The 13766-nt window shown below is 70.0% G+C and carries 12 protein-coding genes; 3 read left to right on the top strand and 9 right to left on the bottom strand.

The features are described from left to right. Positions 1-199: 199 nt before the first annotated feature. From H4N64_RS15420 to ureA, 5 genes are all read right to left on the bottom strand, one after another. Positions 200-1453: a TolB family protein gene (locus tag H4N64_RS15420; protein WP_186282877.1), complete on the bottom strand. Its 1254-nt coding sequence runs from the start codon at positions 1451-1453 to the stop codon at positions 200-202. A 133-nt stretch (positions 1454-1586) separates the two neighbouring features. After that, on the bottom strand, positions 1587-2186 hold the full coding sequence (locus H4N64_RS15415; protein WP_186282876.1) for a TetR/AcrR family transcriptional regulator: 600 nt from the start codon (positions 2184-2186) through the stop codon (positions 1587-1589). A 10-nt stretch (positions 2187-2196) separates the two neighbouring features. After that, entirely contained in the window at positions 2197-3216 is a 1020-nt protein-coding gene (locus H4N64_RS15410) for an agmatine deiminase family protein (RefSeq protein WP_186282875.1), read from the bottom strand. Positions 3217-3224: 8 nt separating this feature from the next. Continuing rightward, complete coding sequence (locus tag H4N64_RS15405) at positions 3225-4934, bottom strand: urease subunit alpha (protein WP_186282874.1); 1710 nt, start codon at positions 4932-4934, stop codon at positions 3225-3227. After that, positions 4931-5626, bottom strand: a complete 696-nt coding sequence (ureA, locus tag H4N64_RS15400) for an urease subunit gamma (protein ID WP_186282873.1) — start codon at positions 5624-5626, stop codon at positions 4931-4933. The genes H4N64_RS15405 and ureA overlap by 4 nt, the downstream gene beginning before the upstream one ends. 127 nt (positions 5627-5753) lie before the next feature. On the opposite strand from ureA, the gene H4N64_RS15395 reads away from it, so the two are divergent. Further along, positions 5754-7190 carry a cytosine permease gene (locus H4N64_RS15395; protein WP_186282872.1) on the top strand — a complete coding sequence of 479 codons (1437 nt, stop codon included), beginning with the start codon at positions 5754-5756 and terminating at the stop codon, positions 7188-7190. Here the strand turns inward: H4N64_RS15395 and H4N64_RS15390 are convergent. Next, complete coding sequence (locus tag H4N64_RS15390; protein WP_186282871.1) at positions 7187-8275, bottom strand: branched-chain amino acid aminotransferase; 1089 nt, start codon at positions 8273-8275, stop codon at positions 7187-7189. The two genes, H4N64_RS15395 and H4N64_RS15390, sit on opposite strands and share 4 nt — an antisense overlap. A gap of 235 nt (positions 8276-8510) precedes the next feature. Continuing rightward, on the bottom strand, positions 8511-9554 hold the full coding sequence (locus H4N64_RS15385) for a 3-isopropylmalate dehydrogenase (RefSeq protein ID WP_186282870.1): 1044 nt from the start codon (positions 9552-9554) through the stop codon (positions 8511-8513). Positions 9555-9695: 141 nt separating this feature from the next. Between H4N64_RS15385 and H4N64_RS15380 the strand changes: the two genes are divergently transcribed. After that, positions 9696-11255: a purple acid phosphatase family protein gene (locus tag H4N64_RS15380; RefSeq protein ID WP_186282869.1), complete on the top strand. Its 1560-nt coding sequence runs from the start codon at positions 9696-9698 to the stop codon at positions 11253-11255. A 49-nt stretch (positions 11256-11304) separates the two neighbouring features. On the opposite strand, the gene H4N64_RS45085 is transcribed toward H4N64_RS15380, so the two are convergent. Next, the gene (locus H4N64_RS45085; protein WP_260859743.1) at positions 11305-11433 is read right to left on the bottom strand and encodes a hypothetical protein; all 129 of its coding nucleotides are present in this window, start codon (positions 11431-11433) and stop codon (positions 11305-11307) included. 277 nt (positions 11434-11710) lie between these two features. On the opposite strand from H4N64_RS45085, the gene H4N64_RS15375 reads away from it, so the two are divergent. Beyond that, positions 11711-11917 (top strand): DUF5988 family protein, encoded by a 207-nt coding sequence (locus H4N64_RS15375; RefSeq protein ID WP_186282868.1) that lies wholly within the window; start codon positions 11711-11713, stop codon positions 11915-11917. Positions 11918-11984: 67 nt separating this feature from the next. Here the strand turns inward: H4N64_RS15375 and pruA are convergent, their stop codons facing one another. Beyond that, positions 11985-13616, bottom strand: a complete 1632-nt coding sequence (gene pruA, locus H4N64_RS15370; RefSeq protein ID WP_186282867.1) for an L-glutamate gamma-semialdehyde dehydrogenase — start codon at positions 13614-13616, stop codon at positions 11985-11987. Positions 13617-13766: the final 150 nt, after the last annotated feature.

The raw sequence follows: 13766 nt of genomic DNA, 5'->3' as shown, positions 1-13766 counted from the left end.
CAGAAATGCGAAAAACCTCTCGCGGGTGCGAGAGGTCTGCGCGCGGGTCGAGGACGACGGTGTCCGCCCGTACCTGGTCGTACGTGGCGGTCACTGCGGACCGGCGCGCCTGCTGCCAATAATCATGGCGAACGAGAGCACGGGGGCAGTCTGGCACAACCCCCGTGCCTCACTCACGGTTGTCTCAGAATGCGGTCGGTCACCGCAGACGGTGCAGGAAGCCGTCGCCCGCGCCGTTGGTGTCGCCGGGGACGAGTTCGGACGAGTCGGAGTACAGGGAGAGCAGTCGGCCGTCGCGGCTGAAGTCGATGGGCGCCGAGTAGCCCTTGGCCTGGGGTCCGCCCGCGAGGGTGCGGGTGACGAGTTCGGTCCGGCCGGTCCTCAGGTCCCGGACATGGACGTTCTCCGCGACGACCTCGTCGCCCGATTTGGTCTCGGTCATGTACGCCAGCAGCCGGCCGTCGGCACTGAGCAGCCCGCCACCGAGCCCGCCCTCGCCCTCATGGGTGATCCACCGGGTCTTCCCGGTGCGCATGTCCTTCAGGTAGAGCTCCCAGGTGTACGTCGGCGCCTCGGGGACCAGGCTCTCGTCGAAGGACGAGAACGCGACGAGCGAGCCGTCCTCGGAGAGCCTCGCGCCTGACGGAGAGCCGTTGGTCGGGCTGCCGTCCGATGCCGCGTTGACCAGCTTCTGCTCACCGGTGCGCAGGTCGGCAAGCCACAGTTCGTGGCGCCCGCCGCGCGGGTGCCGCTGCACATAGGCGAGGTGGCTGCCGTCCCCGCTCAGGGTGACGCTCGGGACGTACCAGTCGGACGGGATGCGGTCGCTGATCCGCTTGACGGCGCCGGTGCGGCGGTCAGCGACGTACGCCATGGTCTGGTCGGTCGGCGCGTCCGGCTCGATCCGTCCCGAGGAGGCGGTGAAGGCGATGTACCGGCCGTCGCGGGACATGTCGAAGCTGTCGGACGCCCAGCCGGATCCGCCGTCGGCGGCGACGCTGATCCGTTCCGTGCGTCCGGTCTTCCGGTCGTGGACGTAGACGTCCTGCGCGTACGGCTGGGGCGGTTCGGGCCACTCGACGAGGTTCGTCGCCGAGGACCTGAAGGCGATGTAGCGGCCGTCGCCGCTGATCTCCGCCCGGTAGGTGCCGTAGGCCCCGCCTTCGGCCTGCGTCCCGTCCGACGCCACGTTGACCCGCTCGACGGTCCCCCGGCGCAGATCCCGGACGAACACATCGGTCACGCCGTTGGTGTCGCCCGGCACCACGTCCGGGTCGTCCGAGACGAAGGCGAGATAACGCCCGTCGGCGCTGAGCGCGTTACCGCTCGCCCCCTGCTGGATCTGCTCCCCGGCCGCCGACAGCGTGACCCGCTCGGTCCGCGGCTCCGGCGCCGGAGCCGCCGAGACGGCCGACAGCGCGACCATCGCCCCTGCGAGCACGACAACGGACACCCCACGCATGGTTCTGAGCACGTTTCCCCCGTGATGCTTCTCCCCCGGCCCCGCGCCGAGGGCTCGCATCGAGGCAAACGCACCACGCGCGACGGCGTCAATCCCCCGAATTGAGTACAACCCGGGCGCTCCCTCAGGCGTCCGCGAGGAGGCCCTCCCGGAGGAACTCCTGTACGTGGCCGAGAACTTGCGCTCGGTCCGTGCCGCGCAGGCCGATCGCCACATGGATGGAGAAGCCATCGAGGAGGGCCCTGAGGCGGGCCGCGAAACGGTCCGGGTCGACCGGCCGGAACTCCCCGCGCGAGACGCCCTCCGCCAGCAGGGCGACCAGGTCGCGGTGCCAGGCGCCCTCGATCGCGGCCTGCCGGTCGCGGGCGGCGTCGTCGGCGTTCTGCGAGCGGTTCCAGACCTCGAGCCACAGCGTCCAGTGCGGGTCGCGGTGACCGTCCGGGACGTACAGATCGACGTAGGCATCGAGCCGTTCACGGGCCGGGGCGGTCCGGGTCAGCAGCCGGCCGCGTGCGGCGCCGAGCCGGCCCTCGCTCCACTCCAGGGTCTGGAGCAGCAGCTCGTCCTTGGAGCCGAAGTAGTAGAGCAGATGCCCGCTGCTCATCCCGACCGCACGGCCGAGTGCCGCCATGGTGAGCTTCTCCAGACCGCGCTCGGCGATCATCTCCATGGCGGCGACGAGGACGTCCTCCCGCGGCGGCGCGTGCTTGCGCGCACCGGCCATCCGACGGCTCCTAGATCTTCGGCTGCTGTTGCGTGATGCAGTGGATGCCTCCACCGCCCGCGAAGATGGTACGGGCGTCCACCAGTGTCACCGTCCGCTCGGGGAACAGCCGTCGGAAGATCCCGGCCGCGATCTCGTCGCGCGGGTCGTCGAAGGCGCACAGGACGACGCCGCCGTTGCAGAGATAGTGGTTGATGTAGGAGTAGTCGACCCAGTCGCCGTGCTCGTCCTTGAGGACCGTGGGCGCGGGGACCTCCACGACCTCCAGCCGTCGGCCCTTGGCGTCGGTCTGGCCGCGCAGGATCTCGACGTACGTCCGGGAACGGACGTGGTCCGGGTGGGCCGGGTCGCGCTGGCTGTGCACCAGCACGGTGCCGGGACGTGCGAAGGCCGCGACGATGTCGACGTGGCCCTGGGTGCCGTACATGCCGTAGTCGCCGGCCAGGCCGTGCGGGAGCCAGATCGCCTTGGTGGTGCCGAGCTCGGCGTGGATCTCCGCCTCGACCTGCTCGCGGGTCCAGTCGGGATTGCGCCCCGCGCCGAGCTGGACGGTGTCGGTCAGCAGGACCGTGCCCTCGCCGTCGACGTGGATCGCGCCGCCCTCGTTGACCAGCGGTGACGAGAGCACCGGTACTCCGGCCAGGTCCGCGACATGGCGGGCGATCTTGGAGTCGTGCTCCCAGCGGGCCCAGTCCTGGGCGCCCCAGCCGTTGAACACCCAGTCCACGGCGGCCAGTCGGCCCTCCTGGTCCTTGACGAACGTCGGGCCGATGTCCCGCATCCACGCGTCGTCGAGTTCGCGCTCGACCAACTCGATGTCCGGGCCGAGCAGTTCGCGCGCCGACTCGCCCTGACCCGGACCGTGCACCACCGTCACCGGTTCGAAGCGGCGCACCGCGCGGGCGACGGACGCCCAGGCGGCGCGGGCCGCGGCCAGCTCCTCGTCGGTGGTGAAGGTGGGGTTGGGTCCGGGCCAGGCCATCCAGGTGCGCTCGTGCGGGGCCCACTCGGGGGGCATGCGGAAGGTCATCAAGGGTCCTAGAGGAAGTAGAGGCGGTTCAGGGAGACCGAGTCGGCCGGTTCCGAGCGCAGCGGCTCTCCGTCCAGCGTCACAAGGCCCGTGCGCTGGTCGACGTCGACGGCTCCGGTACGGGAGTTCAGGCGCAGGTCGGCCGGTCCGATGCCACGGGTGCCGCGCACGGCGACTCGGCGGCGCCGGGTCGGCATGGTGTCGCCTCCCTGGTCGAGGGCGGCCTGGGCGACGAAGGCGACCGAGATGTCGGCGGGGGTGGCGCCGTGCGCGCCGAACTGCGGGCCGAGGACGAGCGGTTCGCAGGTGTCGGTCGCGGCGCCCGGGTCGCCGACCACGCCGTAGGCCGGGAAGCCCGCCTTGAGGACGAGCTGCGGTTTGGCGCCGAAGTACTCCGGCTGCCACAGCACGATGTCGGCGAGCTTGCCGACCTCCAGCGACCCCACCTCGTGCGAAAGCCCGTGGGCAATGGCCGGGTTGATGGTCAGCTTGGCCATGTAGCGCAGGACGCGCTCGTTGTCGTGCTCGTCCGGGGCGCCGAACTCGGCCTTCATCTTCCCGGCCATGGCGAAGGTACGGCGGACGGTCTCGCCCGCGCGTCCCATGCCCTGTGCGTCGGAGGAGGTGATGCCGATCGCGCCCAGGTCGTGCAGCACGTCCTCGGCGCCCATCGTCCCGGCGCGGATGCGGTCCCGGGCCATGGCGGCGTCGCCGGGCAGGTCCGTCTTCAGATCGTGGACGGAGACGATCATGCCGTAGTGCTCGGCGACCGCGTCCCGCCCGAAGGGCAGCGTGGGGTTGGTGGAGGAGCCGATGACATTCGCAACTCCCGCCATTTTCAGCACGTTCGGCACATGTCCGCCGCCGCAGCCCTCGATGTGGAAGGCGTGGACGGTACGGCCCTCCAGTACCCGGAGGGTGTCCTCGACGGAGAGGCACTCGTTCAACCCGTCGCTGTGCAGGGCGACTTGGACGTCGTACTCCTCGGCGACCCGGAGTGCCGTGTCCAGCGCCCGGGTGTGGGCGCCCATGTCCTCGTGCACCTTGAAACCGGAGGCGCCCCCCTCGGCGAGGGCCTCGATCAGGGGCGCCTCCCTCGATGACGAACCCCGCCCCAGGAACCCGATGTTGACCGGCCAGGCGTCGAAGGCGTTGAAGGCGTGCTTCAGCGCCCACGGCGAGTTCACGCCCACGCCCCACACGGGCCCGAACTCCTGCCCGATGACGGTGGTCACGCCGGAGGCCAGCGAGGCCTCCATGATGCGCGGCGACAACAGATGGACATGCGTGTCGACGGCGCCGGCGGTGGCGATGAGCCCCTCGCCGGACACGATGGACGTACCGGTGCCGACCACGACGTCGACCCCGTCGAGGGTGTCCGGGTTCCCGGCCCGCCCGATCGAGCAGATCCGGCCTTCCCGGATGCCGATGGAGACCTTCCGGATGCCCTGGACGGCATCGATGACCACGACATTGCTGATGACGACGTCACAGGTCTCGCGGACGGCGGCGGCCTTGAGATGGAGCCCGTCGCGGGCGGTCTTGCCGAACCCGGCGAGGAACTCGTCGCCGTACCGCTGCGAGTCGGACTCGACCTCGACGGTCAGCCCGGAGTCGCCGAGCCGGATGCGGTCCCCGGCCCGGGGCCCGTGGGTGGCGGCGTACTCGTACGGGGTGAGGCGGCGGGCCTCGGCGGGGTGGCCTCCGGGGCGGCTCATCGTTCGACCTCCTCGTCGTGGATTCCCAGGTAGCCGCAGGCAGTGGCCCTGCGCAGGGCTTCCTCGCGGGCGCCCGGCGCGTCCAGCGGGCCGTCGACGAGTCCCGCGAAACCGATCGCGATCCGATCGCCGCCGATCGGCACCAGACCGACCTCGGCGCTCTCGCCGGGACCGAACCGCACCGACGACCCGGCCGGTACGGCGAGGCGCATGCCGTAGGCCCGCCCGCGGTCGAAGTCGAGGCGCGGGTTGGCCTCGAAGAAGTGGAAGTGTGAGGTGACGGAGATCGGGACGGTGGCCGTGTTGGTGACCGGAAGGCGCACGGCGGCCTCGGGTTCGGCGTGCTCGGGGCCGGGCAGCAGCGCGCCCGGCGCCTCGGCGCCGAGACCCCCGCCGATCGGGTCGGAGACGACCGCGAGCCGGGAGCCGTCGTCGAAGACGGCCTCGACATGCACCTCGGTGACGACGTCCGCGACGCCGGGCAGCACATCGTCCGGGCCGAGCACCGAGCGGGCGGCCTCGATGGCCTCCGCGAGACGCCTGCCGTCCCGGGCGGCCTCGCAGACGGTGTCCGCGATCAGGGCGGTGGCCTCCGGCACGTTCAGCCGGAGGCCGCGGGCCCGGCGGGCACGGGCCAGCTCAGCGGCTCCGAAGAGCAGCAGCCGGTCGCGTTCGGTGGGCGTGAGCCGCATATCATTCCCTCCTTTTAGAGCGACACTCTAAAGCAGCAGATCCATTAAACAAACCCTTGACGTCCGACTCCATGTGACTCACATTGAGTGGCATTCAAATTACTGGGCAAGGCGAAGGAGAGCAGGTATGCGGATGGAGCAGCGGGGCGTCGACACCATCCCCGAAGGGGAACGCACCAGCGGACCCCGTGACCTCGTCTCGATCCTGCTGGGGTCGAACCTCTGTCTCGGCGTGATCATCTTCGGGTGGCTGCCGCCGTCCTTCGGCCTCGGCTGGTGGGCGTCGGTCAGCTCGATCCTGGTGGGCACGGCGGTCGGCACGGCACTGACCGCCCCGCTCGCCCTGATCTCCCTGCGCACGGCGACGAACCTGTCCACGTCCTCCGGCGCCCAGTTCGGGGTGCGCGGCCGACTGGTCGGCTCGGTGGTCGGCCTACTGCTGGCCCTCGGCTACACCGCGCTGACCGTGTGGATCGGCGGCGACGTGATGCTCGGCGTCCTGACCCGTCTGTTCGGCATCCCCGCGAACGACCTCTCGTACAGCGTCGTCTACGGCCTGCTCGCCGCGGCGACGGTCGCGGGCGCGGTCTACGGCTACCGCGCGCTGCTCGCCATGTCCCGCGTCCTCGCGGTCGGCATGACGGCCCTGCTGCTGCTCGGCGTCCTCGCCTACGCCCCGGACTTCACCACCGCCGCGCTGCCCGAGGCCGGCGGCTATCTGCTGGGCGGGTTCTGGCCGACGTGGCTGCTCGCGACGGTGGCCGCGGGCCTGTCGGGTCCCATCGCCTTCATCACGCTGCTCGGCGACTACACCCGCTACATCTCCCCGGCCCGCCACTCCTCCCGCAAGGTCCTGCACGCGACCTGGCTCGGCCTCGCCCTCGGCCTGCTCGTCCCGCAGCTCTTCGGCACCTTCACGGCGTACGCGGCCCGCGCGGCCCTCGACTACGCCGGTCCCCTGGTCGACGCGGCGCCCACCTGGTACCTGGTCCCGCTGCTGCTCGCCGCCTCCGCGGGCTCGGTCGGCAACGCGGGTCTGATGCTCTACTCCATGGGCCTCGACCTGGACGCCATCCTGCCGCGCGCCTCCCGGGCGACCGCCACCTACACGGTCGCGGTCGTGGCCACGGTCTGCGTCTTCGTCGGCCATTACGCCTCCACGGCCCAGAACGCGATGACGTCCTTCGTGCTGCTGCTGACGGCGATCGGCACCCCGTGGGCCGTGATCACCCTGATCGGCTTCGCCCGCTGCCGGGGCGAGTACGACGCCGGGGCCCTCCAGGTCTTCAACCGCCGCTCGCGGGGCGGGATCTACTGGTACCGGGGCGGCTGGAACATCCCGGCGACGGTGTCCTGGGCGCTGGGCGCGACGGTCGGCGTCCTCGCGGTGGCCCTGCCGTCGTACGAGGGTCCGCTGCTGTCGCTGACGGGCGGGGTGGATTGCAGCTTCTTGCTGTCGGGGGTGGTGGGAGGCGTGCTGTACCTGGTGCTCACGGCTCGGGAAAACGCCAGGGCCGCCACGGACGCGGAGTCCACGGCGGCCCTGGTGAACAGCGAGGTCTAGCCGAGCGGGTGCATCCAGCCGTGCTTGTCCTCGGCCGTGCCGCGCTGGATGTCCAGGAGGGCCTGGCGGAGTCGCAGCGTGACCTCGCCGGGCTCCCCGCCCGACTGCGTCCACTCCGCCCCGGTCCGCTTCACCGTGCCGACCGGCGTGATGACGGCCGCCGTACCGCAGGCGAACACCTCGGTCAGCGTGCCGTTCTCGGAGTCCCGCTGCCACTGGTCGACGGAGATCCGGCCCTCCTCGGCCTCGTACCCGAGGTCACGGGCGACGGCGAGCAGGGAGTCACGCGTGACGCCCTCCAGGATGGACCCGGTGAGGGTCGGGGTGATGATCTTGTTGCCGTACACGAAGTACAGGTTCATCCCGCCGAGTTCCTCGACCCACTTGCGCTCGACCGCGTCCAGGTAGCACACCTGGGCGCACCCCTTCGCCGCGGCCTCCGCCTGCGCGAGCAGGGACGCGGCGTAGTTGCCGCCGGTCTTCGCGTCGCCCATGCCCCCGGGCACCGCGCGGACATGGTCCTCGGAGACCCAGATGGAGACCGGCTGCACACCGCCCGGGAAGTAGGCGCCGGCCGGGGAGGCGATGACGAGGAAGAGGTAGTCGTTGGCCGGCTTCACACCGAGCCCGACCTCCGTCGCGATCATGAACGGACGCAGATAGAGGGACTCCTCGCCGCCGTGCGCCGGGACCCAGGCAGCATCCTGCTTGACGAGCGCGTCGCAGGCCTCGATGAAGGTCTCGACGGGCAGCTCGGGCATGCCGAGGCGGCGGGCGGAGGCCTGGAAGCGCTTGGCGTTCTTGTCCGGGCGGAAGGTGGCGACGCTGCCGTCGGGCTGACGGTAGGCCTTGAGGCCCTCGAAGATCTCCTGCGCGTAGTGCAGAACCATGCTGGCCGGGTCGAGGGAGATCGCCGCGTACGGGACGAGCTGGCCGTCGTGCCAGCCACGGCCCTCGGTCCACTTGATGGTCACCATGTGGTCGGTGAAGTGGCGGCCGAACCCGGGACTGGTCAGGATCGCCGCGCGCTCGGCGTCGGCGAGCGGGCTGGCGGAGGGCTTGAGCTCGATCGTGGGCGTCGTCATGAGTTGTCCTTCACCGGTTGTGTGTGACGAGCCGCGCTCACGCCAGTACTGCCAGTGGCCAGTGCTAGGACGTCCGAGCATTCCCTCATGTCGCGGCTCCGCGTCCGATTATCGCAAGCGGCAGCCGAGGAAGAAATCAGCGTGAATACGGCTCAGGGGAAGATGGTGGCACCCGGCGGCGGACATGGGGAAGCCGCCGGGCTCTTGCGACCCGGCGGCTTGGAGTGCGGCAGGGTCAGCCGGCTACTCGTACGGCGAGCGCGTCGCCGATCTCCGACGTGCTGCGGGCGGGCTTGCCGGTGCGCTCGGCGAGGTCGACGGAGACCGCCTCGTCGATACGGGCGGCCTCGGCGTCGTAGCCGAGGTGGCGCAGGAGCAGGGCGACGGACAGGACCGTGGCCGTGGGGTCGGCCTTGCCCTGGCCTGCGATGTCCGGGGCCGAGCCGTGCACCGGCTCGAACATGGACGGGAATTCACCGCTCGGGTTGATGTTCCCGCTCGCGGCGACGCCGATGCCGCCGGAGACGGCCGCGGCGAGGTCGGTGATGATGTCGCCGAAGAGGTTGTCGGTGACGATCACGTCGAACCGCTCGGGCTGGGTGACCAGGTAGATGGTCGCCGCGTCGACGTGCATGTACTCGGTGGTGACGTCCGGGAACTCCTCGGCCACCTTGTTGAAGATGTTCGTCCACAGGTGACCGGCGAAGGCCAGCACGTTGTTCTTGTGGATCAGCGCCAGCTTCTTGCGCGGCCGGGCCTGGGCGCGGGCGAAGGCGTCCCGGACGACCCGCTCGACACCGAAGGCCGTGTTCACGGAGACCTCGGTGGCGACCTCGTGCGGGGTGCCCTTGCGGATGGTGCCGCCGTTGCCGGTGTAGGGGCCCTCGGTGCCCTCACGGACCACCACGAAGTCGATGGCCGGCTGGCCCTTCAGGGGAGTCTCGACACCCGGGAGGAGCTTCGACGGACGCAGGTTGACGTGGTGGTCGAAGAGGAAGCGGAGCTTGAGCAGGAAGCCGCGCTCCAGGACGCCGGACGGGACCGAGGGGTCGCCGATCGCGCCGAGCAGGATGGCGTCGTGCTTCTTGAGCGCCTCGGCGTCGGCGTCGGTGAGGGTCTCACCGGTGGCGTGGTAGCGCCTGGCGCCGAAGTCGTACTCCTTCGTCTCCAGCTTCACATCCTGCGGAAGGACGGCGGAGAGGACCTTCAGGCCTTCGGCCACGACCTCCTGGCCGATGCCGTCACCCGGAATCACTGCGAGATTGATGCTGCGAGACATGTCGGCACCCTACCCCTCGTCCCATGGAATGACATGCGGCGTCCGCGATACGGACAGCCGGACAGCGGTAACCCCATCGTGTCGGTTTCCGTTCACCCGTATGTCCGACGGGTGTTGGGGTTCGCTGGGAAGTTCTCCTCCATGGACCTCCCCGACGTCGGTATTCCGCCGCAGCTCGCGCGCCGGATGAGCATGGCCGAGCAGTACGAGTACGCGCGCACGAAGCTGACCCGGCGCCGCGCGCTGGTGACGGCGGGCGCGGTGGCGGGCGGCCTGCTGACCGGCTGCTCGGGCTCGGGCACGACGACCTCCTCGTCCCCCTCCCCGTCCGCCACCACGAAGGTGCCCGGCTCGGCGGTCACGCCCTTCGGCCGCCATCTCGCCTTCGGCGCCGATCCGCGCACCCGGATGCGGATCTCCTGGCAGGTCCCGGCGGCGGTGAAGAAGCCGTACGTACGCATCGGTTCACGTCCGGACGAGCTGGGCCGCAAGGTGGAGGCGGAGATCCGCGATCTGCACACGCCGGGCGTGCAAGGCGTGCGCCTGGCGACGGAGCAGTACTACGTGCACGCGGCCCTGGACGACCTGCTGCCGGGCACGACGTACTACTACGGCGTCGGCCACGACGGCTTCGACCCCGCCTCGGCCCCGCACCGCTCGACCGTGTCGTCCTTCCGTACGGCGCCCGCGAACCCGGAGTCCTTCGTCTTCACGGCGTTCGGCGACCAGGGCGTCAGTGACGCGGCAGAGGCCAGTGACCATCTGTTGCTGCGTCAGGATCCGGCCTTCCATCTGCACGCCGGTGACATCTGCTACGCCAACGTCAACGGCCGGGGCAAGGAGACGGACGGCTACGACCCCGGGTTCTGGGATCTGTTCCTCAAGCAGAACGAGCCGGTCGCGAAGACCGTGCCCTGGATGGTGACGACCGGCAACCACGACATGGAGGCCTGGTACTCACCGGACGGCTACGGCGGCCAGTCGGCCCGCTTCTCCCTCCCGGACAGCGGCTTCGACCCGCGTACGGCGCCGGGGGTGTACTCCTTCGTCTACGGCAACGTCGGCTTCGTGGCGCTGGACGCGAACGACGTGTCGTACGAGATCCCGGCGAACCTCGGCTACACCGGGGGCAGGCAGACGAAGTGGCTGGACGGGCGGCTGCGTGAGCTACGGGCCTCGGCGGCGGTGGACTTCATCGTCGTCTTCTTCCACCACTGCACCTACTCGACGTCCACACACGCCTCCGACGGCGGGGTGCGCGCGGAGTGGCTGCCGCTGTTCGCCGAGCACCAGGTGGATCTGGTGATCAACGGCCACAACCATGTCTACGAGCGGACCGACGCCATCAAGAACGGCGAGGTGGGCCGCCCGGTGCCGATCGGCGCGTCCACGGACCCGTCGCGGGACGGCATCGTGTACGTCACGGCCGGCGGGGGCGGCAAGGATCTGTACGGCTTCCCGGCGGGCGTGGAGGAGAGCTACGAGGGCCGAGTCAAGGACCGTGAGTCGGTGGACACCTTCCAGTGGACCAAGTCACGGTCCGCGAAGGAGGAGACCGTGGAGTGGTCCCGGGTTCGCTACCGGGGCTTCTCGGTCCTCAAGGTGGAGGCGGAGAGCGGCGCGAGGCCACGTCTGAAGGTGTCGGCCCTCGCTCACGACGGCAAGCGCATCGACCATTTCGAGGTGCGGCGCGGCGCATGAGCCCGCGCCGCACCTCGCGCGGGTGCGGCTCCCGGCGTATGGGGTCGGCTCAGTGGCCGGTGGCGCCGCCGTTGTCACGGCGGTCGAGCGCGCGCTGCAGGGCAGCGGCGGCGTTCTTGCGGTCGGACTCGCTCGAACGCGAGAGGTGACGGACTCGGCGGGCGGTCGTCTCGGCCATGGGAAATCGACTCCTTCGACAATCCTGGAGACGGATGGGGGGTTACGAGACGCCGGGTGGGGCGGGGAGCGGTGCCACAGGGGTTGCCTGCAGGGGGCCCGACTCACGACCGCCATTCGCTTGATCGAGCGAGACGTTCGGCTCCTACAAAGTTAAGGGAGCCGGGCGCTTCTGTCTCCACAATTACTCGGACTTCCTACTATCTGAGACGGCGAACGAGTCACACGGCGTTGACCTGCGGTTTCGCAAACGTCCATGGCGGGAAACCGTGAGAGTCATGAACGACACGGAGAAAGTGGTTCTCGAAGGCGGCCCGGACGACCTGCCCGAACGGATCGTGCGAGCACCGGCCCCCGGGCCGGATGTGAAGATCGAGCTCCGCAACGGCTACGAGCACTTCCGGCCGACCTCACGTCAGGCGGACACGCCGGAGGGGCGGCTGGCGGTGTACGAGTGGTGGGAGCGGACGGAGATGCCCGGCTAGGGCGACAGTCGGGGAAACGTGACAGGGGCCGGGCAGTTCGCCCGGCCCTGTCATGTGTGACGGGACGTCAGCCCATGTGCGGGTACGTGTAGTCGGTCGGCGGGACCAGCGTCTCCTTGATGGAGCGGGTCAGCGTCCAGCGCATCAGGTTCTGCGGGGCACCGGCCTTGTCGTTGGTGCCGGAGGCACGGCCACCGCCGAAGGGCTGCTGGCCGACGACGGCGCCGGTCGACTTGTCGTTGATGTAGAAGTTGCCGGCCGCGTAGCGCAGCTTCTCCATCGTGTACGCCGCCGCCGCGCGGTCGCCCGCGATGACCGAGCCCGTCAGGGCGTAGTCGGACACCGACTCCATCTGGGTCAGCATCTCGTCGTACTTGTCGTCCTCGTAGACGTGCACGGCGAGGATCGGACCGAAGTACTCGGTGGTGAACACCTCGTTCTCCGGGTCACCGCACTCGATGACGGTCGGGCGGACGAAGTAGCCCACCGAGTCGTCGTAGGAGCCGCCCGCGACGATCGTGCAGGACGGGTCGGACTTGGCGCGGTCGATCGCGGCCTTGCTCTTGGCGAAGGCTCGGTCGTCGATGACGGCGCCGACGAAGTTCGACAGGTCCGTCACATCGCCCATGGTGATGTAGTCGACCTCCGCCGCGAACTCCTCCTTGAAGCCGGAGTTCCAGATCGACGCCGGGATGTACGCCCGGGAGGTCGCCGAGCACTTCTGGCCCTGGTACTCGAAGGCGCCGCGGGTCAGCGCGGTCTTCAGAACCGCCTTGTCGGCGCTCGGGTGGGCGACGATGAAGTCCTTGCCGCCGGTCTCGCCGACCATGCGCGGGTACGTGCGGTACTTCTCGATGTTGTTGCCGACCGTCTTCCACAGGTACTGGAAGGTCCTGGTCGAGCCGGTGAAGTGGATGCCGGCGAGATCGCGGTGCTCCAGGGCGACCTTGGAGACCTCGATGCCGTCACCGGTGACGAGGTTGATGACGCCCTTGGGCAGACCCGCCTCCTCCAGCAGCCGCATCAGCAGCACGGCGGCGTGGGTCTGCGTCGGGGACGGCTTCCACACGACGACGTTGCCCATGAGCGCGGGAGCGGTGGGCAGGTTGCCCGCGATGGCCGTGAAGTTGAACGGCGTGATCGCGTAGACGAAGCCCTCGAGCGGGCGGTGGTCGAGGCGGTTCCAGACGCCCGGGGAGTTGGCGACCGGCTGCTCGGCGAGCAGGTCACGGGCGTACTTGACGTTGAAACGCCAGAAGTCGATCAGCTCGCAGGGCGTGTCGATCTCGGCCTGCTGGGCGGTCTTGGACTGGCCGAGCATGGTGGACGCGGCCAGCGTCTCGCGCCAGGGGCCGGCGAGCAGGTCGGCGGCGCGCAGGATGATCGCCGCGCGGTCGTCGAAGGACATCGCGCGCCAGGCCGGGGCCGCGGCGAGGGCGGCGTCGATGGCGTCCTGGGCGTCCTGCTGGGTGGCGTTGCCGTAGGTGCCGAGGCGGGCCTTGTGGTTGTGCGGCTGCACGACGTCGACACGCTCGCCGCCGCCCATCCGCTTCTCGCCGCCGATGGTCATCGGCAGGTCGATCGGGTTGTCCGCCAGCTCCTTGAGCTTGGCCTCAAGACGGGCACGCTCGGGCGAGCCGGGGGCATAGCCGTGCACCGGCTCGTTGACGGGGGTGGGGACCTGGGTCACAGCGTCCATGGGGGTTACCTCTTCCGAGTGATTCCCGGGCTTCGGCCGAGGGGGCTGAAGCATGTGCGTATGGTGAGCAGCGGTCAGGGCTTGACCGTCAGGGCTTGACCGTCACGGCTCGCTGTGGCGAGTTCGCGAGAAGCCCCTTCGGGGGCGGAG

Source organism: Streptomyces cupreus, assembly GCF_014257025.1.
Classification (GTDB): Bacteria; Actinomycetota; Actinomycetes; order Streptomycetales; family Streptomycetaceae; genus Streptomyces; species Streptomyces cupreus.
This window is presented reverse-complemented; position numbering and strand designations above follow the sequence as displayed.